The sequence below is a fragment of the Murdochiella massiliensis genome, from assembly GCF_900059565.1.
In the GTDB taxonomy this organism is placed as follows: domain Bacteria; phylum Bacillota; class Clostridia; order Tissierellales; family Peptoniphilaceae; genus Murdochiella; species Murdochiella massiliensis.
Map to the genome: position 1 here is coordinate 685,453 of NZ_FIZW01000002.1, position 26,506 is coordinate 711,958.

A 26,506-nucleotide genomic window follows, 5' to 3' on the forward strand; every position below is an offset into this window, starting at 1 on the left:
GATTACTTCGCTTCTTTCGGGACCTTGATAAACACCTGGCCCGGATCAATTTCTTCACGGATGATGCGAATGATTTCGGGGCTCGGTCCTTCCATCAATTCCGCACGGCTCAGATCAATCTCAAAGCCGGTATTTTCCTGAATCTCTTCCGGCGACGAGTACGGATAATAATAGGCAAGATACATTCTCTTCGTCTGCTCATCAAATTTCATGATGCCCAAATCGGTAACGACCATCTGCGGGCCGCGATCTTCCGGAAGCCCGGCAGCGGCGCGCGTTCCCGGACCAGTAACCCATCCCGGGCTGGTGACGTAGTCGATATGTTCTGTGAAACGGCGTTTCTGGTGCTGCATCATAAGTACCGTATTTTGATATGTCGCGATACCGTTCGCACCGCCTGAACCCGTAAAGCGGGTCTTCGGATGATTGTAGTCTCCGATCGAGGTCGAGTTGACGTTGCCGTACGGATCGATTTCAGCGCCGCCGATAAAGGCGATATTGTTGTCAAAACCGTGCAGATACATATTCGTCTCAAAGCCGACAAAGCGAACGTTCGGCCATTGTACGGCGCAATGCGCCATAAAGCGGCAATCGCCGACGCTTCTGGGCACCTCAATCGGCGCACAGTCCATAAGGCCGCTCTCGACGATGAGGTGGCAGCTCGGCTGAATCACACGTTTAGCCAAAGAACCGCCAATCAGCGGCAGTCCCGTACCGATCGTGACGATCATTTCCGGTTTGATGGATTTGGCAATGGCATACGCCTGCATTTCCTGTTTGGTATATTTTGTGTAATCTGACATGTCGATTCCCCTCCTGCTATTTCACGTAGGTCGAGTAACCGAGACCCGGCACAACTTTCAGCTTGGCTAAACGGCTTCCACCGATCTTGTCTAAAAGCTGATCGTGATTCTCTACACTATAGATCCACTTTTCGCAGTAGTCCTTGAAGGTTTCCGGCTTGTTTTCCGGATCATAGGGAATGTTTTTCTTCGCCATTTTTGCCTTGGCGTCCTCATCATCCATGTATTTGGATGCCCGGTCGTATTCGCGAAGCGCATCCGGATCATCGTCATAGTAGTCGTAGCACTGTGCCGGCCATGCGCCGTAAAGGGCATGAACAACGGCATCTACACAGCCTTGGAAGATGTTGGGTTGCGCGGGGTCTTTGCGGATTTCTTCATTGCTGACCAGCTCTTCGCACGTCACGATGGTTTTGCGTGCGGCCATGGCAATGTCCACGTCATGGAATTCATCACCATAAATAATGGCTGTGCCGTCGGGGCTGGCTTTCTGCACATGAATAATCGCCGTATCCAGCTTCGGTACCGGAACAGCGACACACTTTTCGCCCGGATGGAACGGATTATCCATCTCTATGAGCTTTAAATCATCTACTTTTTCGAGACTCTTGCGTACCTCTTTGGACATTCCCCAATACTTCGTCAATCCACTGGCGGCCATGAAACGCGTCGGTAAAAACGGAAGACCCAGTGCAGCCGCGTGCAACTGCAACATCAGAACATCTTGTGAGTAATCTTCAAACAGAAGCTCGCCTTTTTCAATTGCTTCACGGAAACGACGGGATACATTGGTGAAACCCGAATTCGCCGTATAGCAATTGATATACGCCTTGACACGTCCGGATCCGATTAAAAGATCCCAATCGCCGCCCGCAGGGCTCGACCAGCCAACCAGATCTTTCTGCCCCTGACGCAAAATTTCGTACACAGCGGCATACGGTTTGCGGTTTGTGGTGAAACCGCCGAAGCACAGGACATCGCCGTCTTCGACATACTTCGCGACGGCGTCCTTCATGGACATCACTTTGTCCGACATGATTCCCCTCCTCTTTCATTTGCAAAGGTTTTTCCTTGTTGCATGCCTTCCTATCCATTCTACAGAACTTTCGGGATTCCGTCCACCGAAAAGCCAAAATCAAGTTATTCTTCCTCGCGAACAGCCATAACAAATAGATACGCAGGCGCTTGCAAAAAATACTTTTTCTGTGGTAAACTTCGTCCATCGTGTTAACCTTATTTTGTTTTAGGTTGTCAATTGGTTTGGTAATTCTTGCCGCACGAAGCATGTTGCCACCTCTCGCCGAAACCCGTGTCGGTGAAAATGTAGAAGGAGAAAAAATGAACGCAAGACGTATTACCCGCATCGCCGTAATGGCTGCCCTCACCTTTATCGGTTCCCTGATTCGCATTCCCATCGGGCCCATTCCCATTACTCTGCAAACCGTGTTTGTCATTTTGACCGCCCTGCTCCTCCAGCCCGCTGATGCGGCGCTTGCCATGGGCGTTCACTTTGTGCTCATGCTGTTCTTGAAAGGATCGGCGATTTTCGTTTCACCGTCAACCGGCTTTCTGTTCGGATTCATCCTTTCCGCTTTTTTGGGTTCGCTCATTACCCATCGCACCGCATTCGGCAAAACGACCGCCGGTATGGCCTTTGCCGTTCTTGTCGCTGCAGCCAGCTGCTATATCATCGGCCTTCCGTATATGTACTATGTTCTCGACGTCCTTAAAGGCGCGGACATGAATCTGATGGCCGTCTTGGAAGCCGGACTCATTCCCTTTATCCCCGGCGATCTGATCAAGGCCGGCATTGCCTTTGCGGTTGGAAAAGTAGCCCTTCCCCACGTTGAACCGCTGTTAAAACAAGCCTAATCAAACGTCTCCGATCCCCTACCTACTAAACGCCCCGTACATTGACTCTCATGGCGGGGCGTTTTTTAATAACAATATCCCTTTTCTTTGCATAATTAGCACAATTTATCCCCTGTCTTGCGTCGTAACGTTTTCCTTTAGAAACGACAGAATTTCAACCACTTTTTTTGACATTTTCCCTTATTTGCGTTAGATTTTTATAAATTACTTTTCATGGTTTTGCAAAGTAATGCGTTTTTAGTCTTGCTCACGAATGGCTTTGCCGAAGGAAGAGCAAGATTGTCAACGCCTTCTTTATTCTTTATGGATTACCGTGCTTACGGGTTATCGGGCAGATGGCCTTTCATCACAAGAGCCGCCATCGTACGAAGATGCTATCAGTCGCACGGATGTTCCGAAGAAAAACAGGCGTATGAACCGAAGGAGCAGCGTATGAAGCGATTTTTTGCCTTGATGGTGATGTTGATGTTTTTTGTGACGGCCTGTTCCGGCAATGCCACGGAAAGCGACAGCAAAAAGCCTGCCGATAACGGGGAAGGTTCCGATAAAGCCATTAAAGTCGCTTTTATCGGCAATACAACCGGGGATTATCAACAGTACGGCATTCCTGTTCGAAATGCGGTGAAGCTCTGGTTTGACCAATTGAACGAGAGTGGCGGTATCAATGGAAAGAAAGTGGAACTTCTCGACTATGATGATAAAGCCGACGGCGTGGAAGCCATCAACGCCTATCATCTCGCAAAACAGGAAGGAGCCACCGCAATTATCGGCTCCGTGTTGACCGGTCCTACCATCCAGTTGGCGGATGAAACGTTTGAGGATAATGTGCCGCAAATCACCGCCTCCGGAACGGCTTTAGGCGTAACGGTAATCGATCCGGATGCCGATAAGCCGGAAGTACGCACCAACGTCTTCCGCTCCTGCTTTACCGATCCGTATCAGGGCGAAAAGATGGCGAAGTATGCGAAGGAGAAGTTAGGAGCAAAATCGGTTGCCGTCTTCTATGAAACGGGCAGCGACTATTCGGAAGGTGTTAAAGATGCATTTGTCAAGACAGCGGAAGATCTCGGTATGACTGTCGTAGGCATTGAAGCCTTCGGCACCGGCGATAAAGATTTCCGTGCACAAATGACAAAGCTTAGTGCGGCCAAACCGGATGCCATTATGCTTCCGATCTACTATAGCGAGGCTGGTCTTGCCGTTACCGCAGCCCGTAACGCCGGCTTCCAAGGTAAATTTATGGGTGGTGACGGCATGGGGTCTATTAAGGAATATGCCAGTCCCGAGCACCTAGAGGGTTTGGTATACTGCTCCGGCTATGCTCCGGGAACGGACAGCGTGGCGGACTTTGAAGCGAAATATAAGAGTACATTCTCTTCGGATGTGCCGAATATGTTTGCCCCGCTCGGCTATGATGCGGCCATGCTGATGACCTATGGGCTGAAAGCAGCGGAGGAAAAAGGGCTCACCCCGCAGACACCGGAATACTATGATGCCGTAATTGAAGCGCTTAAGGGCGCATCCAACCTGAAAGGCATTACCGGAACCTATTCCTTTGATGAACAGAACAATCCAATTAAGGAGGCGGCGATTATCGAATTGAAGAACGGACAAGAGGTCTTCAAAGAAATGTATTGATTTTCGCTTCGCCGGAAAAGACGCCGACGATCGTCGGCGTCTTTTTTATCCACGCTGTTCGGAATTTTTCGGAGGAACGTATGAACTTATCTCTATTTTTCACACAATTCATCAACGGCTTACAGACCGGCTCGATTTATGCCTTGGTGGCTTTAGGCTATTCCATGGTCTACGGCATTATTCTTTTGCTCAACTTTGCGCACGGCGACGTCATCATGATCGGTGCCTACAGTCTGTTTTATGCCCTGGTACAATTTCATTTTCATCCTGTACTGGCAGCCATTGTTGCCGTTGCCGCTTCTACAATTGTCGGACTTCTCATCCAGCAGATCGCGTATCGTCCCCTTCTTAATGCGCCACGTCTGTCGCTGTTAATCACGGCCATTGCCATGAGTTTTCTGTTGCAGAACGGAGCACAAATTCTCTTCGGCGCGGACGCGAAAAGCTTGGATCCGCTGGTGCCCGGATCACTACAATTGGGCAGCACCAGCATCAGTTATGCCGCTATCGTTACCCTCTTCGTTTCTGTTCTGAGCATGATCGGTTTGACGCTTCTGGTTTCGCGCTCCAAGCGCGGACAAGCGATGCGCGCCGTTTCGGAAGACATGGATGCTGCGCGGCTCATGGGCATTGATGTCAATCGTACCATTGCCTTCACCTTCCTGATCGGATCGGCGCTTGCCGGCATCGGTGCGGTGCTCTACGTCAGTTCCTATCCGCAGGTATCCCCTACCATGGGTTCCATGCTCGGCTTGAAAGCCTTTGTTGCCGCGGTTCTTGGCGGAATCGGTTCACTTCCCGGTGCCATGGTGGGCGGATTGCTCATCGGGATATTAGAAGTGCTGGCTTCGGCTGTCGGTCTGTCGATCTGGAAAGATGCCGTCGTCTTTGCGATTCTCATTCTGGTTTTGCTCTTCAAACCGGATGGAATCATGGGCGTGACACGGCGTGAGAAAGTGTAGGTTGCTATGGTTCGATCTTATCCCATGCCGGCACGTTATGCGGTGAATACGATCCTCGTCGTGCTCTGCGGCGTCCTGCTGATGGCACTTCGCTCCGCCGGCATCATTACCGAATATTGGAACGGTATTTTCATCATGGTCGGCATCAACATCATCCTCGCCGCATCATTGAACATTCCGGTAGGCTATCTTGGTCAGCTGCCGTTGGGGCATGCCGGCTTTATGGCCATCGGCGCCTATGCCTCCGGTATCTATCTGAAAACCACGCCGCTGGCCAAACTGGTGCGCGGTAATCTGACGCCGGAAGCGGTCTTCTATATTGTCATGGGGCTGCTCATCGCCATGCTGGTTTCCGGATTTTTAGGCTTTCTGATCGGTATTCCCGCCCTTCGTCTGCGTGGTGATTATCTGGCTATTATCACCCTCGGCTTCGGCGAGATTATTCGCGTCGTGCTGACCAATATCGACCAGACGCTCGGCATTACGCTCACGTATGGCGCCGCCGGACTCAAGCGTTTGCCGAAATTCACCAGCCTGCTGCTGATCTATATCTGTGTCGTGCTGTGTCTTTTCCTGATTCATGTGCTAATGAAATCTCGTCATGGCCGCGCCATTCTCTCGATTCGGGAAAATGAAATTGCTGCAGAAAGCGTGGGCATCCCCACAACATATTACAAAACCTATGCGTTCGCCTTTTCCGCTGCCTTGGCGGGACTGGCCGGAGCGCTTTATGCCGGTTATCTCGGCTCCCTCTACCCCACAAGCTTCACCTTCATGAAATCTATTGAGGTGTTGGTCATCGTCGTCCTGGGCGGTATGGGGTCGATGCTGGGCTCTGTTCTGTCGGCTACGCTTTATACAACCTTGCAGGAGCTTCTTCGCGGCTTTGAAAGCTATCGCATGGTCGCCTTTGCTTTACTGCTCATTCTGATGATGATTTTCCGTCCCAAGGGACTTCTTGGCGACTATGACTTTTCCCTGAGCCGGTGGATAGAAAAGCTGCTGGCACGGCGAAAGAAGACGGGAAAGGAGGAAAACCATGCGTAATCTCCCTCAAGAGACCGCCGGACAGGGATGGCGCAATCGTCCGGAAACAAAACTGGTTCCGGTGCCAAGCCGTAACCGCATCCCGGAGCGCGATGTGCAAAGCGCACCTATTCTTGAGTGCCGTAATCTGGGCATTGATTTCGGCGGACTAACCGCCGTCAGCGATTTTGATATTGCTATCGGGCGCACCGAAATCGCCGGCCTCATCGGCCCGAACGGTGCAGGAAAGACCACGATTTTTAACCTGCTCACACGCGTTTATGATCCCACGCGCGGCACGATTCTTATGGACGGACGCGATGCGCTTCGCATGAACACGCCGCAACTCAATCAGGCGGGCATCGCGCGCACATTCCAGAATATCCGCCTGTTCAAGAATTTGAGCGTTCTGGAAAACATTCTGATTGCCCTGCATCAGCGTTCGACCTACTCGATGATGGATACCTTCCTGCGCCTGCCAAAGTATTGGCGTCAGGAAAAAGAAGCACGTGAAAAAGCCATGGATCTTCTTTCGATCTTCAATCTTCAGGGCTTGGCCAACCAGCGAGCGGATTCTCTTCCCTACGGTGCCCAGCGACGTCTGGAAATTGTGCGCGCACTGGCCACCAATCCCAAGATTCTCCTATTGGATGAGCCGGCGGCCGGCATGAACCCCTCGGAAACGGCGGAGCTGATGGATAACATCGTCTATATCCGTGACCGGTTTCAGATTGCCATCTTCCTCATTGAACACGATATGAATCTCGTCATGGGCATCTGTGAGGGTATTGCCGTACTCAACTTCGGTCGCATCATCGCTAAAGGCACGCCCTCGGAAGTATCCAATGACCCGGCGGTGATTGAAGCCTATTTGGGAAAGGAGGCCACGCATGCCTGAGAAAGTCTTGCTGCACTCCGATTCCGTTGCGGTCGATCACGGTACTGCTTTACGCGAAACGAAGTCCGCTTCCGAAAAAACGACTTCCGCGTTGTTGCAGGTGGAGGGTCTCAACGTCTTCTATGGCGCTATTCACGCCATCAAGGACATCTCGTTTCAGGTCAATGAAGGCGAAATCGTCACCTTAATCGGTGCCAATGGTGCCGGTAAGACCACCACATTGCAGTCCATTTCCGGACTTCTGCCCATCAAGTCCGGCAAAATTCAATTTGAAGGAAGCGATTTGGTTCACGTTCCGGCGCATAAGGTTGTCGGACGCGGAATTGCCCAGTCGCCAGAAGGACGCCGAATCTTTACGAAAATGACGGTGGAGGAAAACCTCCGCATGGGTGCCTATCTTCAGTCCGAAGAAGCCGTCGTAAAAGCCGATTTTGAGCGAGTCTATGCTCTCTTTCCACGTCTTGAAGAACGACGTGAACAGATTGCCGGCACGCTTTCCGGCGGTGAACAACAGATGCTTGCCATCGGTCGCGCGCTGATGTCGCGTCCGAAGATGCTCATGCTGGATGAACCGTCTATGGGTCTCGCTCCGCTCATCGTGGAGCAGATCTTTTCCATCATTCGCCGCTTGCATGAAGCCGGTACCACCATCCTGCTCGTAGAGCAGAATGCCCAGGCTGCCCTTTCCGTTGCCGATCGCTGTTACGTGATGGAAACCGGTCGCATTGTGATGGAAGGCTCCGGCGAGGAATTGTTAAATGCGCCGGAAATCAAGAAAGCGTATTTGGGCGGATAAACGAAGCTTTGCCAGAGACCATTCGCGTGTCGTCGGCATGTCTGCCCCGGCAGCCTTCCTTGCGCCGCCGGCATGTCCGCCCTGGCACCCTTCCTTGCTCCACCGGCATGTCCGCCCCGGCACTCTCCCTTGCGCCGCCGGCTTCTCCTCGGCGATTTACTTGAGGATGACGAACTTCCGGTTCGTCGAAGATGCGGCGCGCGGAAGGTCGCCGGGGTGGTGGATGGTGCGGGCGAGGAAATTGCGGGGGCAAAGCTTTTTGGGGAGCGGCTTTGAACATGAATTACAGATCGCTGCCTTCGGCAGCGTTTTCAAATCGCCGACCATAGGCCGGCTCCTTATACAGATTAAGGAAGCGACGGATTCATCGCTTCCTTTTTGATTAGGAGATGTGCGCCGTTAGAAACCATGTTGGCGGGACGGCTTCGTGTAGAGCGCCGCTGGTGTCATCATTGGCGGAGCAGTTTTGCACACGAAATATACACGTCCCTGGCTGCAAATAAGAGTGTACGTCAGCCAGGGTTGTTTTTTCTTTTCCGACCCTGGCTGAGCGAAGCAAAGTGTCATAGCCAGGGTTTCTTTTCATTTTTGAACCCTGGCTGCGGAAAATATCGTGCGCAAGCCAGGGGCGATTCACCGCCTCCAGGCCCTGGCTGGGCAAAGCTAAGTGTTATAGCCAGGGTTTCTTTTCATTTTCGAACCCTGGCTGCGGATAATATCGTGCATGAGCCAGGGGCTGGCATGCCGATTTAACCCTGGCAAATGGCCAAAAATGTCTCCAGCCAGGGTCATCCAAGTGCCGCCGAAACTGCTACTGGCGGCGCAATTTCTAAAGTGGAGCCGCCTTCGGCGGCGTTTTCAAATCGCCGGCCGCAGGCCGGCACCGCCTTTCTATGGTGATGGTGATATGGCATTTTCCTCAAATCGCCACAATCGCTAATATCGCAAGAAGTGGTGGTAGTGCAGCAGTTTTGGTAAACAGCCACCATCGATAAAATCATAAACGATGGTGGTAGAATCCCCATTTCAGCAAACCACCACCATCGCTACATACGTATACAAAAAGCTCCTCAGCAATGTCGCCTCCAAAAAAAAACTCTGTCCCACCACATCCTCAAAAGCCACCTCGTCCGCGAGTCGCCTCTTCGACGAGTCGCGACAGTTGCAATAGGCGATACAGCGAGGCGACGAGGAGAAGCGAGCGACAAGCGGACGAGGTGGCTTTGCCTGGACGAGGAGAAGCGAGCGACGAGCGGACGGGACGGCTTTGCCTGGACGAGGCGGCCTTCCCGAACATGAGAAGCGAGCGGTCAACTCACAAGGCCGCTTTGCTCAGCGAACGGACTTGGACATAAAAGGCTTGACCTTCTCAGCTTAATTCCACCAATTCATCCACGATGGAGCCGATATACGCAATTGTGTCTTTCAGCGGCTTATCGGTGGTGATGTCCACGCCGACGAGCGCGGCTTGGGCAATGGGATCTAACGATCCGCCGGCGGCGAGGAAGGAACGCCAAGCATTGACGACCGCCTGGCTCTCCGCGCTACCGGCAGAATTCTGGTCAACCCCATGGTCATGCAGTCCGGCAGCATTGCTATCCGCGATGACCGCTTGACGATCCGAGCCACCGACATGCTCCTCACCCGTTGCACGGTCGTTCCGTCCAACCTTATTTCGATCCGAGCTGCCGGCCTTTCCGGACGCGGCATCGCCTTTTCCATTCGCTCCCGAGGACGCCATCAGCCGAAGCGCCATCTGGGTGCCGACGGTAAGGCCGGCGGAATAGGTATAGGAATAAAGGCCGTTGTAGTAGTGCGGTTGGCGCATCCAGGTGAGCGTAGAGCCGTCTTTGATTTCCACCGCATCCCCCCAGAAGCGTGTCAAGACGTCGCGATAGATGCCGGAAAGATCGTCTGCATCGACGGAACCACCCCGATCCACGATACGATAGACTTCACGCTGGTAGGTTGCCTCCAAAAGATGCGTCACAAAGTTGTGATAATAGGTCTTGGAAAGCATTTGTGAGAGCACCCATCGACGTTCACGCTTATTGTTGCCGGCTTTTTGGAGCAAATAATTTTCCATGATGAGCTCATTGGTGGTCGATGGCGACTCCACCATGTAAAGCGACATTTCCTTATTCAGATAGGGCTGCGCCGCACAGGTGAGCACGCTTTGGCCGGCATGGCCCAGTTCGTGGGCAAGCGTCGCCACTTCATCCATGCGGTAATTGAAACTGGTAAGAATATAGGGATGGACGCCGTAAACATCGGCACAGAAGGCACCGGTACACTTGCCCTGATTTTCGGCATAATCAATCCACCGCTCGTTGAAGGCCTGCGAAAGCATCTTCACATAGTCTTCGCCCAAAATGGAAAGGCCATCTTTAATGTACGTCGCCGCTTCCTCATACGAGACGTGAGAAACAAATGTAGGGTCCAGCTCCAACTTGAGATCGTAGCTCGTCATGGAAGGCAAGTTATAAACGCTCTGTAACAGACGCGCATACTTCTGCATAATGGGCGCAAGATCCTGCATGATGATGTCGATCTGACGGTCGTATAGCTCACGCGGCACCTCCTGATCGGCGAGAAGGAAGGAAAATACGGAATCGTAACCGCGCAGATCCGCTTCGATTTTCTCCTGCTGAACACGGGCGTTATACGCCGAGGCCGTGACATGACGATGACGGGAAAGTTCCCCGTAAAAGACTTCCGCCGCCCGATGGCGCAGGGCATGATCCGTCTCCGTTTCATAGCGATTTTCAAAGGTATTGTAGGTCATCTGGACGGTTTTGCCATTCACAGTAAATGGCGGAAAAACGGTGTCGCCGAATTTACTGTCCGCATAAATCTGTTCCGGCGCCGCAAGAGTCGGTGCCATAGCCGCCAAGGCTGCTTCGGTTTCCGGCGAGAGAAAATGTGCCTTGTCTTTTGCGAGGCGCGCAAGATAGCGCGCATGCTCGGGCATGAGACGAGCCGCTTCTTCCCGTATGCCTTCTTCCATATGGGCAAGCGTGATCGGAACAAACGCCAGCTTCTTGCCGAGGATGGCGAGACGCGACGCAGTGTGTGCCTCCCGTTGCGCATTGGTCTTATTGGAGGTATCCTCCTCCACTTGCAGGGAGGCATAGGCCTCTACACGTTCCACTTGTGCAAACAGGTTCGCATACGCCGTCAACGCTTCATTCACCTGCTTTGCCGACGTCCATTTGCCATCATAACGCGCCACAAACGCATCAGCCTCTTGCTCTGCTTTTGTAAATGCCGCTTCAAAGGCTTCTTCGGTTTCAAAAATCGGACGAAGATCCCAAGTCTCTTCGACCGGCACCTCCGCGCGAGATACACTCTTTTCCATCGTTTCTCCTTTCCAACGGGATTCCGTTATAATAACGATAGCGATATCAACGATATTCGTTATTATGCTACCCTATTTTCTTTTTCCACGCATTGGAAAAGGATGCGCGCCGGAAAAGGATAAAGCAAGCCCTCAGGGAGAAAACACTTTCGTTTTAACAAAAAATCACCAAACATCACTCATCAAACATCACAAGGAGGAATCATGAACGTCAACGATCAACGTCTCGATGCCTATGCGCGTCTTATTGTGGAAGTCGGATCCAATGTCCAGCCGGGTGTGCCTGTATTGATCACGGGTGCCATCGAAGTGGCAGATTTTGTGCGTCTCGTTGTGAGGTATGCCTACGAAGCGGGGGCAAGCGAAGTTGTCGTGGATTGGCAGGATGATGCGCTTAGCCGACTGCGCTTGGAAAATGCTTCTCTCGATGTGTTGGACAACGTGCCCGATTTTCTGTACGACAAACGTGAATACTATTGTCAAAAAGGGGTGCACATGATCCATTTGATTTCCTCTGATCCGGAAGCGCTTGCCGGCGTGGATCATGACCGTGTACAGCGTGCTTCGACGGCGGTAAATAAGAAATTTAAACCTTTGCGGCATTACACCATGAACGATGAGGTCTCATGGTGCATCGTTGCCGTTCCCAGTGCAGCGTGGGCGAAAAAAGTCTATCCCGATGCAACGGAGGCCAAAGAGGCGATCCATCGCCTCTGGGAACAGATTTTTTCCGTCATGCGCCTTAACGAGGAAGATCCTGTGGCCGCTTGGCAGGCGCATCTCAAGCGTCTGCAAGAGCGCGCAGATCGTTTAAATCACTATCGTTTTGAACGGCTGCACTATCGAGCGGAAAACGGAACCGACCTTGTTGTTCGTCTTCCGGAAGGACACATCTGGTGCGCCGCGACGTCCAAGGATAACCGCGGAACAGCGTTTGTTCCCAATATGCCCACCGAGGAAGTGTTCACGATGCCGCATCGCGAAGGGGTAGATGGAACACTCGTGGCCACTCGACCGCTGTCCTATAACGGCAGCCTGATTGAAGACTTCACCTTGCACTTTAAGGACGGTGCCGTGACATCCTATTCCGCCAAAAAAGGAGAGGAAAAGCTGAAGGCGCTCCTTGCGGAAGATGAAAACGCTGTGCGTCTTGGCGAGATTGCACTGGTTCCCTATGACTCCCCTATCTCCCTTTCAAAAACGCTGTTTTATGAAACGCTCTTCGATGAAAATGCATCTTGCCATTTCGCTTTCGGGGCAAGCTACCCGACAACCATCCAAGGCGGAGAGAACATGAGCGACGATGAATTAAAAGCGCACGGTGCCAATGTCTCGCAAATCCATGAAGATTTCATGGTTGGCACAAGAGACTTGTCCATTGTCGGCATTACGGCAGATGGCGAGGAAAAGACCGTTTTTGCACACGGCAACTTTGTTCTCGAATAATACAAACAAAAATCCGATGCCCTCGAGGGCATCGGATGATTTTGCTTTCGTTAGTCGCCTGAAAGCAGGACAGGCGAGTACGAAACGCCAACCGCCAGCTGATGTGTCATGCATAGAGATAACTTATCCATTACCAGTGTAGCATGCGCGACGATCGGAATTTTGATTTCTTTGTGATGATTTCTCCTTCCGAGCGGAAATCTACCCGACCGAAAATCCCGCCGGTCAGTAATCCACCCTACCGGAGGTTCATCCGAGCGGATTTTCAAGCAGAAAAATCTATCCGGGCAAAATCATCACGATCAAAAAAGGAGGAAAGGATGTTTTCGACCGTACCGAAGGAAAACGGAATACTCGGCTTTTTTGAGCACGTCGTGCTGATGAGCGGCTCTCCGAGAAGGCGCGCCTTGTTGGCGTTTCTGCATCCGAGACGGGAACACGTTCCTTGCGATGAAGAGGCTATACGGCAGACGTCGTTGGCGAAGACGGTCGGAAAGCCGATGGTGGAACGCGCAGCCATCGCCGCCCGGGCGCTCGCCGAAGCAAAAGCCGGCGGAAACGACGAGGAATTTTCCCTTTTGGCGAATACCCTCTATATCGCTGCCGATACCATCGTCGTCCACAATGAGGAAATCTACAACAAACCACGAAATATGGCGGAAGCGGAACAAATGATGCGCTCCTACTTTGGGAAGACCCATACTGTCGTTACGGCAGTCTGTCTGCGGACACTACAAGGTTCGCTGCACTATGAAACTTTTGCGGATGTTACTTTTTCCCCCTATGCGCCACAGATGGAAGCGCAGCTTCAAGCCTACCTCACCCCACAGCTTCTGGATCGTGCCGGAGCCTATGGTCTGCAGGATATGCCGCCCGGCTTTCTATCCGGCGTAGAGGGAGACCCCTATACGGTGATCGGCTTTTCGGTTTCTGCCCTCTGGCGCGCCATTGCGCCCTATTACGTTGCCGACGGAAGCGCCCCCTCGCCATCAGCTTTTCCATCCATTGCCGATTTTGAGCAAATTGTCCGCGAATTAGCCGACGAACTGCCGGATTTCCTCTTTCGCGACTTAAACGGACAGATTCAAATTCAACCGCAAAAAGAAATCCATCCGCAAGCTAAGCATGGTGATTTACTGGTTCTGGGGCGCTATATCCGTGACAACCTCGGAAGACATATTGAACTCTACTATGGCTCCTTCCGGCAACAATTTCCTTCCTGTGGGCGCGAAGAACTCAAAGCGCATGTGCGCGAGACGCTTCGTCATGAATTTGAACACCATGTGGAAGAAATGGCAGGCAATGCGGATTTGGCGCTGGAAGATGCTCGTTTTTTACACGATTACCTACACCGAAAATAGGAATCCATGATACAATGAAATCGCATCTGTAGAAGCGAAACAAAATAGAAACGAGAAAAGGAGGCATTATGACATTCGAAGTTGTCGATAATTTATTTACGATTAATCTCAACAGCGTGCTTACCCTTGCGTTAGCCGCCATCCTTCTTCTCATCGGATACGTTCTGGTGCGCAAAGTACATTTCCTCGCGAAATTCTGCATTCCCGCACCGGTCGTTGGCGGCTTTCTGTTTATGCTCATCACCTGGATTGGGCATACTACCGGAAGCTTTTCCTTTGTATTCGATGACCCGTTCCAAAGCGTGTTTATGCTGGCATTCTTTACGACCGTCGGTCTGGGCGCGAGCTTTAAGCTGCTCAAGAGCGGCGGAAAACTGCTGCTGATCTACTGGTTGATCTGCGGCGTTATTTCCATCATCCAGAACAGCATCGGCATCGGCATTGCCAAAGCCACCGGCTTGGAACCACCGTATGCTCTGTTGGCAAGCGCTATCTCCATGATTGGCGGACACGGCGCTGCCCTGTCCTATGGCAACGATTTTGTGGAAATGGGCTACCCGCTCGCCAAAACGGTTGGTGCCGCAGCAGCGACATTCGGTTTGATCTCCGCTGTTCTGTTGGGCGGACCGCTCGGTCGTCTGCTCATTGAACGCCATCACCTGAAGCCGACCAATGAAGACTTTGTGACCGATGCCGCAAATGTCAATACCACCGAAGGTAACGAGAAGCTCACGAGCTTTGAGCTCATTCAAAACGTGGTGGTCATTATCCTCTGTATGGCAGCCGGTACGCTCATTTCCGGCTGGATCAAGAGCCTGATCAATCTATCGTTCCCGACCTACGTCGGTGCCATGTTCGTCGCCGTCATCGTCCGCAACCTGAATGAGAAATTTCACTTCTATCATTTCGATTTTGCCCTTACGGACGGTATCGGTACGGTGATGTTGAACCTGTTCTTGTCTTTGGCGCTAATGACGCTGAAACTTTGGGAAATTGCGGATCTGGTCGGTGGCGTATTGCTCGTCGTACTTTGCCAGGTGCTTTTCCTTGGTTTGGTATCCTACTTCATCGTCTTCCGTCTCCTCGGGTCGGACTACGATGCGGCGGTTATGTGCGCCGGTCTTTGCGGACACGGTTTGGGTGCAACGCCTTCGGCAATCGTCAACATGACCGCGGTCAACGACCGCTATGGGTATTCCCGTAAAGCTATGATGATCGTGCCGATTGTCGGCGCGTTCTTGGTCGATATTATCTACCAACCGCAGACGATAACCTTTATCAGTATGTTCGTCAAAAACCTGAAATAAGTTCCCCTGCAAGGCAGATGCAAAAAGGCTGTACGTCGGTTTTTCCGACGTACAGCCTTTTCTTTGTTCGCAACTTTTGCACGCGACGGCTTAAATAATGCCCATTTCCTTGCCCACGCGACCGATAATCTCCACCGCACGTGTAATCTGCTCCGGCGTATGCGCCGCCGTAATCATGCAACGCACGCGGCCCGTTCCCTTGGGAACGGTCGGAAAAACGATGGGGCTGGTGAATACGCCCGCATCGAAGAGTTTCGCAGAAAATTCACCTGTCTTGGCTTCGTCGCCGATAATAATCGGGGTGATGGGCGTTTCGCTGTGTCCCGTATCAAAACCTAAGGTATTGAGTTTTTCTTTGAACAGGCGCGCGTTCGCCCAAAGTTTTTCGGTGTATTCGTCGCTTTCCATCAGCATTTTGATGGCTTCGATGATCGCTGCCGTATCCGCCGGTGTATTGCCGGTGGAAAAGAGCAACGGACGACTGCGGTTCTTCAGCCATTCAATCGTGGCTTTCTTTCCCGCCACGTAGCCGCCGATCACACCGATGGCTTTGGACAGCGTACCGATGATGAAATCCACCTTACCGTGCAGATGGAAGTGATCCACCGTGCCGCGTCCGCTGCGTCCCAGAACGCCGGAGGCATGGGCATCATCGACATAGGTCATGCAATCATACTTTTCTGCCAGAGCAACGATGCCCGGCAAGTTAGCGATGTCCCCGTCCATAGAAAAGACACCGTCCGTAATGATGAGCACCTTATCGTAGTCCGCACGGCGCTCTTTTAACACGCGCTCAAGATCCGCCATATCACTGTGACGGAACACGGTTTTCTTGGCCTTGGATAAACGGCAGCCGTCAATAATCGAGGCATGGTTGAGTTCATCCGAAATAATGAGATCGCCTTCATCTACTGCCGCCTGGATCGTTCCGGCATTGCAGTTGAATCCGGATTGATAAACGACAACAGCTTCCTCCTCCTTGAACTCGGCAAGCAATTTTTCCAATTCTTCATGCAGAAGCAGGTTGCCGTTGATGGGGCGAACTGCACCGGCGCCGACACCGTATTCGCGAATCGCTTTGATCGCCGCCTCTTTCAAACGCGGATGATTGGCAAACCCCAAATAATTGTTGGACGAAAGGTTGATCACCTTTTTTCCGTCGATCACGCACTCCGCTTCATTTGGACCTTCCACCACTTTGAACGATTTATACAGACCATCAGCCTTTAATCCATCAATTTTTTGTTGCAAATACGCCATGTCATGAACACTCACGGTCAGCTCCTTTCAAGCACGAGAAACGTTACGCCGCATCGGCAGGTGCAGAAAGCCGGGAGGCCTTCTCCTTTCGCAAACGGGAAACGTCCTTATTTTCCCTCGGCCAAACGCGGCCGCAAATTCTTCAGCATATCTTTCGTCATCGTTTTCAGGTCGTATTGCGCCTTCCATCCCCATTCCTCACGAGCCGCCGTATCATCCAGCTTATCCGGCCAGGAATCAGCAATGGCCTGTAAAGTGGGATTAACCTGATACGTCATGGTAAAAGCGGGCAGCTCCTGTTGAATAGCCGATGCGATGTCTTCCGGCGCAAAACTCATCGCCGCAATATTGAATGCATTTCTATGCGTTAACTTCGTCGGATCCGCCTCCATCAGCTCATGCACGGCGCGCAGCGCATCGGGAATATACATCATATCCATCAACGTTCCTTCGGCGATGGGACAATCATAATGTCCCGCTTTCAACGCCGCATAGTAAATGTCCACTGCGTAATCCGTCGTCCCTCCGCCCGGAAGCGCCGCATACGAAATCAGGCCCGGAAAACGCACGCCGCGCGTATCCACACCGAAGCGGTGAAAATAGTAATCACAAAGGAGTTCGCCTGCGACTTTCGTCACGCCATACATCGTGCTCGGACGTTGGATGGTATCCTGCGGCGTCACTTTCGGCGTGGACGCACCGAAGGCACCGATGGAACTCGGTGTAAAGACCGCCAATCGCTTTTCGCGTGCCACTTCCAACACCTGAAAAAGGCCGTCGAGATTGATGCGATACGCCGCTTGCGGATGTGCCTCTGCCACGGCCGACAACAACGCCGCCAGATGCATTACCGTATCCACATGATAGCGATCCACCAATTCCGCCAGCCGCTTGCCGTCGGTCACGTCCAGTTGTTCAAAAGGTCCCTCCTCCACAACGGGGGATTCCTTCTTCACGACATCCGTGACAATGACGTTGTTCGTTCCATACGCCCGGCGCAGATAGGTCGACAGTTCCGTGCCGATCTGCCCCAGACCGCCTGTGATCAGAATCGTTTTCATTCCCTCTCCTTGGTAGGTCCATTCCGCCATGTTCGTCGTCGGAAGGTTAGTTATCCTTCTCTTGCGATGACGTTTCGGTCGTGACGGATGCGGTTTCTTGCGCGTCACGCGGCAGGAGAATCGAAAAACGTGATCCTTTTCCCCATTCGCTGTCCAGGCGCAGAATTCCCTCATGCGCCTGAACAATATGCTTGACCAGGGAAAGACCTAATCCCGTTCCTGAGCCGTCTCTGCGCGTTCTGCCCGGATCCACCGTAAAAAAGCGTTCAAATACGCGCTTCTGGTATTCCGGGGCAATACCGATGCCGTCATCTTCCACAATGATGCTTACATTGTGTTCATCCTGACGCAACTTTGTCAAGACATATCCCCCGTTTGGTTTGGAATATTTAATCGCATTGCTGAGCAGATTGCGCAAAACATCCGCCAACAGGCGCCGATTACCGAACAGCACGACGCGATCGGATTCTCCCTCCCCGACCACATCGCTCTCCAAGCGCACATGGCGTTCCTCGGCCATGGAAGAGAGAGAGGTCATCTCTTCGCGCAGCACCTCGTGGAGATCCACCTCTTCGCGTTGGTCAAAATCGGAATAGCCCGTATCAAATTGAGAAAGCTGAATGATTTCGTTGATCATGTTGAGTAGGCGAACACCCTCGCGATGAATAATGTCGGCAAAGCGACGGGTGTCTTCCGGATTCACCATCCCCGAGGCGATCAATTCGGCATACCCGTTGATGGACGTTAACGGACTTTTAAGTTCATGACTGACATTCGCGGAAAACTGGCGTCGCATCGTTTCATTTTCCCGCACATTGGCCAGCTGTTGAAAAAAATTCTTGCGTTCCTCTTCGGTATCCAAGAGGCTTGCCAACATCTCTTCGGCTTCCTGTGCAGGAAGGCCGTCCGTGTCCTTCCCGGAAAGCAGGTCCTTCCAATAGCGCACCAGTATGCGCAAAGGGCAAAGACTCTCGTTGTAGATGCGCTGCGTAAAAATCGCTGAAAGCGCCAGCGCCGTGATGAGCAACACCACAACGACGCCGATGATCAGCGGAATACGCTGGCCTACGTTGCTTTTCGGTAAAATCACCTGCAAAAGGCCGACACAAATAAGAGAAGAAATGCCGGCAAAAATCATGCCGGCTCCTAAAAAATGACGCCAAATATTGCGCTTCATGCTTGATCCTCCGCCCGGTTAAGCCTCTTTGCTCAGTTTATACCCGACGTTGCGCACGGTTTTGATATACCGGCCGGCATCGCCAAGTTTCTGGCGTAACGCGCGAATATGCACGTCAACCGTACGGGTTTCACCGGCATAATCGTAACCCCAAATCGCATTCATAATGCGGTCGCGCGAAAGAACAACGTCCAGATTATTCATCAGATAGTAGAGCAGTTCAAATTCCTTATAGGTCAGCTGAACCGGTTTTCCGCCGACGATCGTCTCCCTCTTCTTCGGATCCATCGCAATTTCGTTATGCACCAGGAGAGAACGCTCTTCACTGTCGCCGTAGCGGCGTAAAACCGCCTTCACACGGCTAAGCAATTCCAGTACGCCGAACGGCTTGGTGACATAATCGTCCGCGCCCATATCGAGACCGCGCACCTTTTCAAATTCACTCGTCTTCGCCGTGACCATGATGACGGGAATTTCTTTGGTATCGACACGATTGCGAATCGTGGATAAAATCGAATACCCGTCTTCCCCCTCCAGCATGATATCCAGCAAAAACAGAATGGGCGCACCATCGCTGTCGAGTGCCGCATAAAGCGCTTTCGCATCCTCGAATCCACGAGCTTTATAACCGTTATTGTTGAGCGCGTAGCTGATCAGTTCGCGAATATTTTGATCATCTTCTACAATATAAACCTGTTTCATGCCATCCTCACGATCATAAAAGCCGTCCAAAAAATTCGGGCGGCAAAAGGTCAGTTAAATTTTTCCATTGCCCCCGTTATCGAGTATACCACGGCTTCCGCGATATTTTGGGCATGATCGGCGCTGCGTTCCAGATATTTGGAAATCATCAACAAGTCAATCACCAAATTCGCTTCAATGGTCTCCGCACGAATCTCAGCAATGATCTCTTCACGAACCTTCATAAAGAGGGCATCCACCTCATCGTCCATCTCAGCGGCATGATAGGCCAACGCGCTGTCTCCTTCAACGAAGGCACGTACGGCATCGGATACCATCGTTTGCGTAATTTCCGACATTTTGGTCAGGCTGCCGAGATTCGCCTCCTGATATCCGAATGTCAGCATCTGCTTCACCAACACGGCAATGTCTTCCGCCTGATCGCCGATGCGTTCCAAGTCGGTGTTCATGCGAATCGCCGCCGAAATGAACCGAAAGTCGCGCGCCAAAGGCTGTTCCTTGAGCAGAAGCAGCAACGCCTGTTGTTCAATTTCGGAAGAGAAATGATTGATCTTTTCTTCCTGTTGCAAAACATAGTCAATCTGTTCCTTATCCTTGCTGATCAGTGCTCCCAACGCATAGGACAGGGATTGATTGACCATCTCGCCCATTTCTACCAAATTGGCATTGAGCTCTTCCAATTTATTCACAAAGTTGTTCCGCATAGTTTTCCTCCGTTGCCGCGATGATCAACCGAAATGACCGGTAACATAACGTTCCGTGCGTTCATAGCGCGGATTCTCAAAAATTTGCACGGTGTCCCCGAATTCGATGAGCTCCCCCAGATAAAAGAAGCCCGTTTCATCGGCAATACGCGTCGCCTGTTGCATATTATGGGTGACGATAATGATCGTAAATTCCTTTTTCAGCTCGAACATCAAGTCTTCGATTTTCGTTGTCGAAATCGGATCCAATGCGGACGTCGGCTCATCCATCAGAATGACTTCCGGTTCTACCGCGAGAGTACGTGCGATGCAAAGGCGCTGTTGCTGTCCGCCGGAAAGCCCCAGCGCGCTTTTATGCAGACGATCCTTTAACTCATCCCAAATCGCCGCCTCTTTCAGACTGCGCTCGACGATCTCATCCAATGTCTTACGATCTTTGATGCCGTTGATTCGCGGACCGTAGGCCACATTGTCATACACACTCTTTGGAAAGGGATTCGGCTGTTGGAAGACCATTCCGACGCGCTTGCGCAATTCCAAGGCATCCATATCCTTGTAGACATCTTTTCCGTCCATGCACAGCATCCCCTCCACACGCGTTTCAGGAATGAGGTCGTTCATACGATTGATGGTCTTCAAAAACGTTGATTTTCCGCATCCGGACGGGCCGATGAACGCGGTAATCTGATTCGCCTTCACGTCCATATCAATGCCTTTGAGTGCCTGGAATGTGCCATAGTAAAAATCCAGATTGGAAACTTCAAATTTAAGCGGCTGTTGTTTGTTGTCCATAGTAGTCCTCTACTCTCCTTTGCGACGTCGTTTTGCTCCGAGGCGCTATTTCTTCTCGCTTCCCGTTTGTTTCTTGTTAATATTGCTGACAATTTTTCGCGCGGCAAGGGAGAAGAGCAGCACGACGATAACTAAAATCGCAGCCGAGAAGTTGGCAATCTTGGCGCTGTTCGGATCCACCGCTTCGGAACGCATAACCCAGATGTGCAAGGCAAGCGTTTCTCCTGTACGGAACGGGTTGAGTGCATTTAACGGGGAAGTTAAATCCCAGTTGGACCAATCGATGCGCGTTGACATACCGGCGGTATACATGAGCGCGGTCGCCTCACCGAACACACGACCGGCGGCCAGGATAATGCCTGAGCCGATGCGTGGAAGCGCCGCCGGTAAAAGAGTGTGCACGATGGCATACCAATGCGTGGAGCCGAGCGCCATACTACCTTCGACGAAGCTGGGAGGGAGGGCGCGAATGGCATCTTCTGTTGACGTGGTAATGAGCGGAATGCTCAGAATAGATACCGTAATCGCGCCGGCCATTAAGTTCCAACTCGCGCCGAAGCTCAGCACGAAAGCCAGATAGCCGAACAAGCCGATAACAATTGACGGCAGTGACGAAAGCGACTCAATGCTCATACGCAAAAACTCAGTCGTTTTTCCCTTTCCCGCGTATTCCGCCATATAGATGCCGGCAGGAATACCCACAAGACAGCTGAACACCAGGGAAAGAAACAGAAGATAAATGGTATTAAACAGCTGGTTGCCGATGCCCTTGGACGAAAACGAAAGCACGCCCGGGAAATAGCTCATCAGTCCACCGATGATAATATAACCGGCAAGAAACAAAATGAACACGAGAAAGAATCCGCCAATCGCGGTAAACAATAAGGTCATCAGACGATCGATTCGTTTTGCCCGCGAAATACGCGAACGCATACGCTCATTCATCCGGCCACCTCCTCTTCCAACAAGGGTTCTTTTTTCTCCGCCGCCTTCATCGCTTTATGCTCCTGATCCAGTTTATTTTTCTGCTTTGCGGAGAAGAAATGAATGAGTACGATGAACAGAATGGAAATGAGCATCAGCAGAAGCGCTAGGCTCCACAACGCCATGTTCGCTTCACTTCCGTCAATGGTGTTGCCCATGTCGGAGGCAAGAATGCCCGTGATGTTCGCCGTAGGGTGAAGAATACTCTGGGGAAATAGCCGTGTTCGACCGATGACCATGGAAACCGCCAGCGCTTCCCCGAAGGCACGCGCCAATCCGAGGATGATGCCCGTATAGATTCCTGTACTGGACGCCGGTATCACGACGTTTTTAATCACCTGCCAGCGCGTGGAGCCCATGCCGTACGCGGCCTGACGATAGCTGTCCGGCACGCCCCGAATAGTATCGGTGATATAGGTGGTAATTGTCGGAAAGATCATTACGGTCAATACAATCACCGCGGCAAGGACAGAATAACCGCCGACCGGCGCCTTAAAGGTATCGCGAATCCAAGGTACCAACACCGTCAAGCCCACCCAGCCATAGACGATGGACGGAATACCCACAAAGATTTCTACGGCCGGCTGGAAGATTTTTTGCCCGGCCTTTGGCGCAATTTCCGTCATAAAAATCGCCGCGCCGAGTGAAAACGGGGTGGCCAGAAGAATTGCCAATCCACACGTGATGATGGAACCAAAAATGAATACCGCTGCGCCAATGGAACCTTCGCCCGGTTTGTTGAAGGAATCGGTCGGCGCCCAGTTCGCATCCGTCAAAAAGTCCGACACACTTTGTTGGAACTGCGTAAAGGAAGCCGTCCCACGCACCAGAAGAAACAGGAGGATGGAAATCGTGATAACGATGATGATGAGACCCATAAGCGTCACGAATCCCCGTCCCAACCATTCTCGTCTGAACTTTTCTCCCGCAGGCGTGCGCAGCCTTTTTTGCGTCGGCATACTATTTGCCGTCGCCTGTTCTTGTTGTTTCGTCGTCATATGCACGTCCTATCTCATTTGCAGTACAGCTAAGAAAAAGGCATTGCGAAACTGTCATTCCACAATGCCTCCGTTCCCTATTGTCCGTTCTTTGTCCTCCGACATACGGATGCCGGAAGGAGACGTGCGTTATTTTGAAGGCGTGTCATGTCCGGTCATCGCTTCCGGAGCAAGTTTGGACGATACGCCGTAGCCCATCTCTTCGATGTTCTTGCCGAATTCCTCACCCATGAAGTAATCCAGGAACTCTTTTGCCGGCGTCGTGGCTTCTCCTTTGGTGTACACATGCTCGAAGCCCCATACCGGGTATTTTCCGCTGTAGGTGTTCTCGAGATTCGGCTCCACGCCGTCCAGTTTCACCGCTTTAACCCCTTTGCCCTGATCACCGACCAGGTAGGACAGTGCAACGTAGCCGATTGCACCTTCGTTTTGTTTGACGCTCTGGAGCAGCTCGCCGGAGTTGTCCGTTTCCATGGATCCCATGGTCTCTTCCGTGCCGTTCAATGCGAACTTCGTGAACAGTGCGCGAGTACCTGAAGATGAAGGACGCGTAATCAGCATGATGGGCAGGTCAGCGCCGCCAACTTCTTTCCAGTTCGTGACTTTGCCGGAGAAGATGTCGATCATCTGCTGCTGGGTCAAATCGCCCACTGTGTTCTTTTCGTTGACGATCGGGGCCATCGTGATGATGCAGACTTTGTGATCCACAAGATCTTTTGCCTGATCGGCTTCCAGTTTCTCCTCTGCAAAAACATCAGACATACCAAGCGTGACGGTGCCGGCCGCAACGTCTTTCAATCCCTGACCCGAACCGCCGGCATTCACGGTAATGGCCACGCCGCTTGCTTTCGCCATGAAGGCTTCCGCTGCTTTATCCGCCAACGGCTTTAATGCCGAGGAGCCCGAAGCACTGATCTGTCCCTTTAAGCTGGGATCTACTTCCCCGTCTTTGGCCGCTTCGGAGGTTTCTGAAGACGCTTCCGTATCTTCCGATTTCTCCGCTGCGACGCTTTCCGACGCCGGAGCCGAACTGTTATCCTTCTTGTCATTGCCGCCGCATGCCGCCAATGTGACGACTAAGGCAAGCGCCAATACCACACCGAATACTTTTTTTATGGTCGATTTCATTGTCTACCACCTCTTCTTTTCTTATCCTTGTTGTTTTCCTATTTCTGTGTACCGTCCATAGGATAAGAGGGGAAGGTTAAGCCCATACCATGCATTCGGTTAAGGTTATGTTAAGTTTAGGCCGTAACGCTACGAGCAACGGTGCGAGTTACGGGGCCGAGCGACACAGCACAGCAGTTGGAGCGCCAGGAGGCGCTTCGCAGGCCGCTTACGGAACCAGCTCAATATCAGGCAGAATTTCCGGTGTTGCCGTAACGTTCATTTGTTGGTCCACCCAGATCACGTCAACACCGGCATCCCTATAATGTGCCAAAATCTGCTGTGCTTCGTTTTCATCGGCAATGAAGAACGCCGTTGAAAGGTAGTCTGCCAAACCGGAATCCGCTGTGCGGATGCTGACGGACGCATACCGTTTTGCCGGAAAGAGGGTTTCCGGGTCAATGATATGGGCGTAACGCACCCCGTCCAGCTCGAAGTAGCGTTGATAGTCTCCGGAAGTCACCATCGCTGTATCGCCGGATACCAGAACGGTCGCCAAGACATCCTTCTGTTCCGGCCGCGGATGCATAATGCCCACCTTCCACTGCGTGCGATCGTCGACGGGAGTTCCAATCGTTTTAATGTTCCCGCCGGCGCTGATGATCCCGTGCTCCAAGCCTGCGGCCTTCAACTTTCTGGCCACCAATTCCGTCGCATAGCCTTTTGCGACGGCACCGGCATCCAGCTGCAATTCGGGGTCACGAATCTGTACCGTCCTATTCGCTTCATCCAAAACAAGATCGTCGAGATTGCTGTGACGATTGGCTTCCTCCAATGCCTCCTTAGTAGGAAGGGCGATCGTTTTGCCCGCTCCGGCTGAGTCGTGCTCGGTTTGCACGGTGACTGTCTCGCGCAGATCATGCCAAATCGCAAGGGGCTTGCCCATGGCGATGTTAACTTTGCCCAATGTTTTGTCGTAATTGTCCCTGCTGAACCGAAGGAGAGAAAACAATTCCTCTTCCACCTTTACCGGCGCTTTGGAAGCCATGCGATTCAGAGTCATCAAATTGGTCACACCGTCGTATTCATGATAGTTGTCAAAAAGTTTATGCAGACGCTGATATTCGCTTTGGCAGAGCGCAAACGCCTGCTTAAACGTTTCTTCGTCCTTGGTATAGCCGGTCAGCTGAATGACCGTATCAAAGGCATCATAGAAGGTCCCTTTGTTTTTGTACCATTTTTCGCCGTTTTTACCGGTAATCCACGTTCCTTCGTCTAAAAACGGCATCTTTTGCAGTTCCTCTTTCGTCAGCATTCCCTGGCCACTCTGTGCTTGTGACGTTCCTATTTCTGAGGACGCCTGCCCTTCCTTATTATTGGACTCTCCACTATTGGATTCGCCGACGGTTCCGCTTCCACAGCCGACAAGCATGCTGAGGGCAAGACCCAAGGCAAGTAGTTTCTTTTTTGCTTTCATTTGTATTCTCCCCCGGTTCGTGATGGTAGGTTCTTTGTAATTCTTTCGACGATTCAGCGCCTTGCTCTACAAATGCATACACGTTTGCTGGGCGTTTCGGTCTGTACGCTCGCACACGTCCGTTCGGTTTTTTCTCCGCAAATTCGCATATGTCCGCTCAGCGTTTCGCCCTGCAAATTCGTACACATCCGCTCGGCGCACGCCCTTTGCTTCGCCCGGCAAATTCGTGCACATCCACTCGGCGCACGTCCTTTGCTTCGCCCGGCAAATTCGTGCACATCCGCTCGGCGCACACTCTCCTCGTCACTTCGCTTTCCATTATACTTATACTGTCGTGACTCGTCGAAGAGGCGTCTCGCGGATGGTACGAATTTGCAAGGGATGTGACAGATATGTGACTTTTTTAGCACTGCTGTTGGAAAGCGGATCGTCTCTGGTTGCCTTTTGCAAACGCGCCGCTAACGGCGGGGCAAGCGGCGCTCCCTTCTGCAAACTCGCCGCCAACGGCGGGACAAGCGGCGCTCCCTTCTGCAAACTCGCCGCCAACGGCGGGACAAGTGGCGCTCCCTTCTGCAAATGCGCCGCCAACGGCGGAACCAGCGGCGCTCCTTCTGTGCGTTGAAAACAGAGGCAAGAGATTGTGTCTTTTTTTGCTTTCCGCATTTTCAGACATACGCTTCCCTGTCGCGAAGAAAAAACCCGTATGACCCTGGCTGGACAAAACTACAGTCCTTTGCCAGGGTCATTTTTCTCGGTCAAACCCTGGCTGACGATAAA

24 protein-coding genes are annotated in these 26,506 nt (G+C 52.0%); 9 read left to right on the top strand and 15 right to left on the bottom strand.

The window, feature by feature from the left end:
* Positions 1-2: 2 nt before the first annotated feature.
* On the bottom strand, positions 3-803 hold the full coding sequence (gene gctB / locus BN3910_RS04845; protein WP_066924899.1) for a glutaconate CoA-transferase subunit B: 801 nt from the start codon (positions 801-803) through the stop codon (positions 3-5).
* 16 nt (positions 804-819) lie between these two features.
* The gene (locus tag BN3910_RS04850; RefSeq protein WP_066924901.1) at positions 820-1,839 is read right to left on the bottom strand and encodes a CoA transferase subunit A; all 1,020 of its coding nucleotides are present in this window, start codon (positions 1,837-1,839) and stop codon (positions 820-822) included.
* A 302-nt stretch (positions 1,840-2,141) separates the two neighbouring features.
* Between BN3910_RS04850 and BN3910_RS04855 the strand changes: the two genes are divergently transcribed.
* The 6 genes from BN3910_RS04855 (at position 2,142) to BN3910_RS04880 (ending at position 7,995) form a co-directional block, all read left to right on the top strand.
* Positions 2,142-2,675 (top strand): biotin transporter BioY, encoded by a 534-nt coding sequence (locus BN3910_RS04855; RefSeq protein ID WP_066924903.1) that lies wholly within the window; start codon positions 2,142-2,144, stop codon positions 2,673-2,675.
* Positions 2,676-3,107: 432 nt separating this feature from the next.
* Entirely contained in the window at positions 3,108-4,313 is a 1,206-nt protein-coding gene (locus BN3910_RS04860; protein ID WP_066924905.1) for an ABC transporter substrate-binding protein, read from the top strand.
* Positions 4,314-4,393: 80 nt separating this feature from the next.
* Complete coding sequence (locus BN3910_RS04865) at positions 4,394-5,275, top strand: branched-chain amino acid ABC transporter permease (protein ID WP_066926210.1); 882 nt, start codon at positions 4,394-4,396, stop codon at positions 5,273-5,275.
* A 6-nt stretch (positions 5,276-5,281) separates the two neighbouring features.
* Entirely contained in the window at positions 5,282-6,322 is a 1,041-nt protein-coding gene (locus BN3910_RS04870) for a branched-chain amino acid ABC transporter permease (RefSeq protein ID WP_066924907.1), read from the top strand.
* Entirely contained in the window at positions 6,315-7,199 is an 885-nt protein-coding gene (locus BN3910_RS04875) for an ABC transporter ATP-binding protein (protein WP_082790314.1), read from the top strand. The genes BN3910_RS04870 and BN3910_RS04875 overlap by 8 nt, the downstream gene beginning before the upstream one ends.
* A 91-nt stretch (positions 7,200-7,290) precedes the next feature.
* A complete protein-coding gene (locus tag BN3910_RS04880) occupies positions 7,291-7,995 on the top strand; it encodes an ABC transporter ATP-binding protein (RefSeq protein WP_066926216.1) in 705 nt (234 codons plus the stop codon).
* Positions 7,996-8,151: 156 nt separating this feature from the next.
* On the opposite strand, the gene BN3910_RS07765 is transcribed toward BN3910_RS04880, so the two are convergent.
* The gene (locus tag BN3910_RS07765) at positions 8,152-8,322 is read right to left on the bottom strand and encodes a hypothetical protein (protein ID WP_156469876.1); all 171 of its coding nucleotides are present in this window, start codon (positions 8,320-8,322) and stop codon (positions 8,152-8,154) included.
* Between the two features lie 1,042 nt (positions 8,323-9,364).
* Complete coding sequence (pepF, locus tag BN3910_RS04885; protein ID WP_066924909.1) at positions 9,365-11,353, bottom strand: oligoendopeptidase F; 1,989 nt, start codon at positions 11,351-11,353, stop codon at positions 9,365-9,367.
* A gap of 204 nt (positions 11,354-11,557) precedes the next feature.
* On the opposite strand from pepF, the gene BN3910_RS04890 reads away from it, so the two are divergent.
* The 3 genes from BN3910_RS04890 (at position 11,558) to gltS (ending at position 15,467) form a co-directional block, all read left to right on the top strand.
* On the top strand, positions 11,558-12,799 hold the full coding sequence (locus BN3910_RS04890) for an aminopeptidase (protein WP_066924911.1): 1,242 nt from the start codon (positions 11,558-11,560) through the stop codon (positions 12,797-12,799).
* Between the two features lie 320 nt (positions 12,800-13,119).
* Entirely contained in the window at positions 13,120-14,160 is a 1,041-nt protein-coding gene (locus tag BN3910_RS04895; RefSeq protein ID WP_066924913.1) for a Maf family protein, read from the top strand.
* Positions 14,161-14,228: 68 nt separating this feature from the next.
* A complete protein-coding gene (gltS, locus tag BN3910_RS04900) occupies positions 14,229-15,467 on the top strand; it encodes a sodium/glutamate symporter (RefSeq protein ID WP_066924915.1) in 1,239 nt (412 codons plus the stop codon).
* Positions 15,468-15,557: 90 nt separating this feature from the next.
* On the opposite strand, the gene BN3910_RS04905 is transcribed toward gltS, so the two are convergent.
* The 11 genes from BN3910_RS04905 to BN3910_RS04955 all read right to left on the bottom strand — a co-directional run bounded on the left by BN3910_RS04905 (position 15,558) and on the right by BN3910_RS04955 (position 26,392).
* The gene (locus BN3910_RS04905; RefSeq protein WP_222859629.1) at positions 15,558-16,742 is read right to left on the bottom strand and encodes a glycine C-acetyltransferase; all 1,185 of its coding nucleotides are present in this window, start codon (positions 16,740-16,742) and stop codon (positions 15,558-15,560) included.
* A gap of 92 nt (positions 16,743-16,834) precedes the next feature.
* A complete protein-coding gene (locus BN3910_RS04910) occupies positions 16,835-17,788 on the bottom strand; it encodes an L-threonine 3-dehydrogenase (protein WP_066924917.1) in 954 nt (317 codons plus the stop codon).
* Between the two features lie 46 nt (positions 17,789-17,834).
* Positions 17,835-18,965: a sensor histidine kinase gene (locus BN3910_RS04915; protein ID WP_066924918.1), complete on the bottom strand. Its 1,131-nt coding sequence runs from the start codon at positions 18,963-18,965 to the stop codon at positions 17,835-17,837.
* 18 nt (positions 18,966-18,983) lie between these two features.
* Positions 18,984-19,667 (bottom strand): response regulator transcription factor, encoded by a 684-nt coding sequence (locus tag BN3910_RS04920; RefSeq protein WP_066926222.1) that lies wholly within the window; start codon positions 19,665-19,667, stop codon positions 18,984-18,986.
* 50 nt (positions 19,668-19,717) lie between these two features.
* Positions 19,718-20,371, bottom strand: coding sequence for a phosphate signaling complex protein PhoU (gene phoU, locus BN3910_RS04925; protein WP_066924919.1), 654 nt, complete (start codon positions 20,369-20,371; stop codon positions 19,718-19,720).
* A 24-nt stretch (positions 20,372-20,395) separates the two neighbouring features.
* On the bottom strand, positions 20,396-21,163 hold the full coding sequence (pstB, locus tag BN3910_RS04930; RefSeq protein ID WP_066924921.1) for a phosphate ABC transporter ATP-binding protein PstB: 768 nt from the start codon (positions 21,161-21,163) through the stop codon (positions 20,396-20,398).
* Between the two features lie 45 nt (positions 21,164-21,208).
* A complete protein-coding gene (locus BN3910_RS04935) occupies positions 21,209-22,108 on the bottom strand; it encodes a PstA family ABC transporter permease (RefSeq protein WP_082790316.1) in 900 nt (299 codons plus the stop codon).
* Positions 22,105-23,145 (bottom strand): phosphate ABC transporter permease subunit PstC, encoded by a 1,041-nt coding sequence (gene pstC, locus BN3910_RS04940; protein ID WP_075967993.1) that lies wholly within the window; start codon positions 23,143-23,145, stop codon positions 22,105-22,107. The genes BN3910_RS04935 and pstC overlap by 4 nt, the downstream gene beginning before the upstream one ends.
* A gap of 129 nt (positions 23,146-23,274) precedes the next feature.
* Complete coding sequence (locus BN3910_RS04945) at positions 23,275-24,273, bottom strand: phosphate ABC transporter substrate-binding protein (RefSeq protein ID WP_066924923.1); 999 nt, start codon at positions 24,271-24,273, stop codon at positions 23,275-23,277.
* 208 nt (positions 24,274-24,481) lie between these two features.
* Positions 24,482-25,729, bottom strand: coding sequence for an FAD:protein FMN transferase (locus tag BN3910_RS04950; protein WP_066924924.1), 1,248 nt, complete (start codon positions 25,727-25,729; stop codon positions 24,482-24,484).
* Positions 25,730-26,053: 324 nt separating this feature from the next.
* Positions 26,054-26,392, bottom strand: coding sequence for a hypothetical protein (locus tag BN3910_RS04955; RefSeq protein WP_066924926.1), 339 nt, complete (start codon positions 26,390-26,392; stop codon positions 26,054-26,056).
* Positions 26,393-26,506: the final 114 nt, after the last annotated feature.

What these genes read in the sequence shown, in the direction of transcription:
- gctB (WP_066924899.1), bottom strand. Translation starts at nt 803, where the DNA reads ATGTCAGATTACACAAAATATACCAAACAGGAAATGCAGGCGTATGCC.
- BN3910_RS04850 (WP_066924901.1), bottom strand. Translation starts at nt 1,839, where the DNA reads ATGTCGGACAAAGTGATGTCCATGAAGGACGCCGTCGCGAAGTATGTC.
- BN3910_RS04855 (WP_066924903.1), top strand. Translation starts at nt 2,142, where the DNA reads ATGAACGCAAGACGTATTACCCGCATCGCCGTAATGGCTGCCCTCACC.
- BN3910_RS04860 (WP_066924905.1), top strand. Translation starts at nt 3,108, where the DNA reads ATGAAGCGATTTTTTGCCTTGATGGTGATGTTGATGTTTTTTGTGACG.
- BN3910_RS04865 (WP_066926210.1), top strand. Translation starts at nt 4,394, where the DNA reads ATGAACTTATCTCTATTTTTCACACAATTCATCAACGGCTTACAGACC.
- BN3910_RS04870 (WP_066924907.1), top strand. Translation starts at nt 5,282, where the DNA reads ATGGTTCGATCTTATCCCATGCCGGCACGTTATGCGGTGAATACGATC.
- BN3910_RS04875 (WP_082790314.1), top strand. Translation starts at nt 6,315, where the DNA reads ATGCGTAATCTCCCTCAAGAGACCGCCGGACAGGGATGGCGCAATCGT.
- BN3910_RS07765 (WP_156469876.1), bottom strand. Translation starts at nt 8,322, where the DNA reads ATGGTCGGCGATTTGAAAACGCTGCCGAAGGCAGCGATCTGTAATTCA.
- pepF (WP_066924909.1), bottom strand. Translation starts at nt 11,353, where the DNA reads ATGGAAAAGAGTGTATCTCGCGCGGAGGTGCCGGTCGAAGAGACTTGG.
- BN3910_RS04890 (WP_066924911.1), top strand. Translation starts at nt 11,558, where the DNA reads ATGAACGTCAACGATCAACGTCTCGATGCCTATGCGCGTCTTATTGTG.
- BN3910_RS04895 (WP_066924913.1), top strand. Translation starts at nt 13,120, where the DNA reads ATGTTTTCGACCGTACCGAAGGAAAACGGAATACTCGGCTTTTTTGAG.
- gltS (WP_066924915.1), top strand. Translation starts at nt 14,229, where the DNA reads ATGACATTCGAAGTTGTCGATAATTTATTTACGATTAATCTCAACAGC.
- BN3910_RS04910 (WP_066924917.1), bottom strand. Translation starts at nt 17,788, where the DNA reads ATGAAAACGATTCTGATCACAGGCGGTCTGGGGCAGATCGGCACGGAA.
- BN3910_RS04915 (WP_066924918.1), bottom strand. Translation starts at nt 18,965, where the DNA reads ATGAAGCGCAATATTTGGCGTCATTTTTTAGGAGCCGGCATGATTTTT.
- BN3910_RS04920 (WP_066926222.1), bottom strand. Translation starts at nt 19,667, where the DNA reads ATGAAACAGGTTTATATTGTAGAAGATGATCAAAATATTCGCGAACTG.
- phoU (WP_066924919.1), bottom strand. Translation starts at nt 20,371, where the DNA reads ATGCGGAACAACTTTGTGAATAAATTGGAAGAGCTCAATGCCAATTTG.
- pstB (WP_066924921.1), bottom strand. Translation starts at nt 21,163, where the DNA reads ATGGACAACAAACAACAGCCGCTTAAATTTGAAGTTTCCAATCTGGAT.
- BN3910_RS04935 (WP_082790316.1), bottom strand. Translation starts at nt 22,108, where the DNA reads ATGAATGAGCGTATGCGTTCGCGTATTTCGCGGGCAAAACGAATCGAT.
- pstC (WP_075967993.1), bottom strand. Translation starts at nt 23,145, where the DNA reads ATGACGACGAAACAACAAGAACAGGCGACGGCAAATAGTATGCCGACG.
- BN3910_RS04945 (WP_066924923.1), bottom strand. Translation starts at nt 24,273, where the DNA reads ATGAAATCGACCATAAAAAAAGTATTCGGTGTGGTATTGGCGCTTGCC.
- BN3910_RS04950 (WP_066924924.1), bottom strand. Translation starts at nt 25,729, where the DNA reads ATGAAAGCAAAAAAGAAACTACTTGCCTTGGGTCTTGCCCTCAGCATG.
- BN3910_RS04955 (WP_066924926.1), bottom strand. Translation starts at nt 26,392, where the DNA reads ATGCGGAAAGCAAAAAAAGACACAATCTCTTGCCTCTGTTTTCAACGC.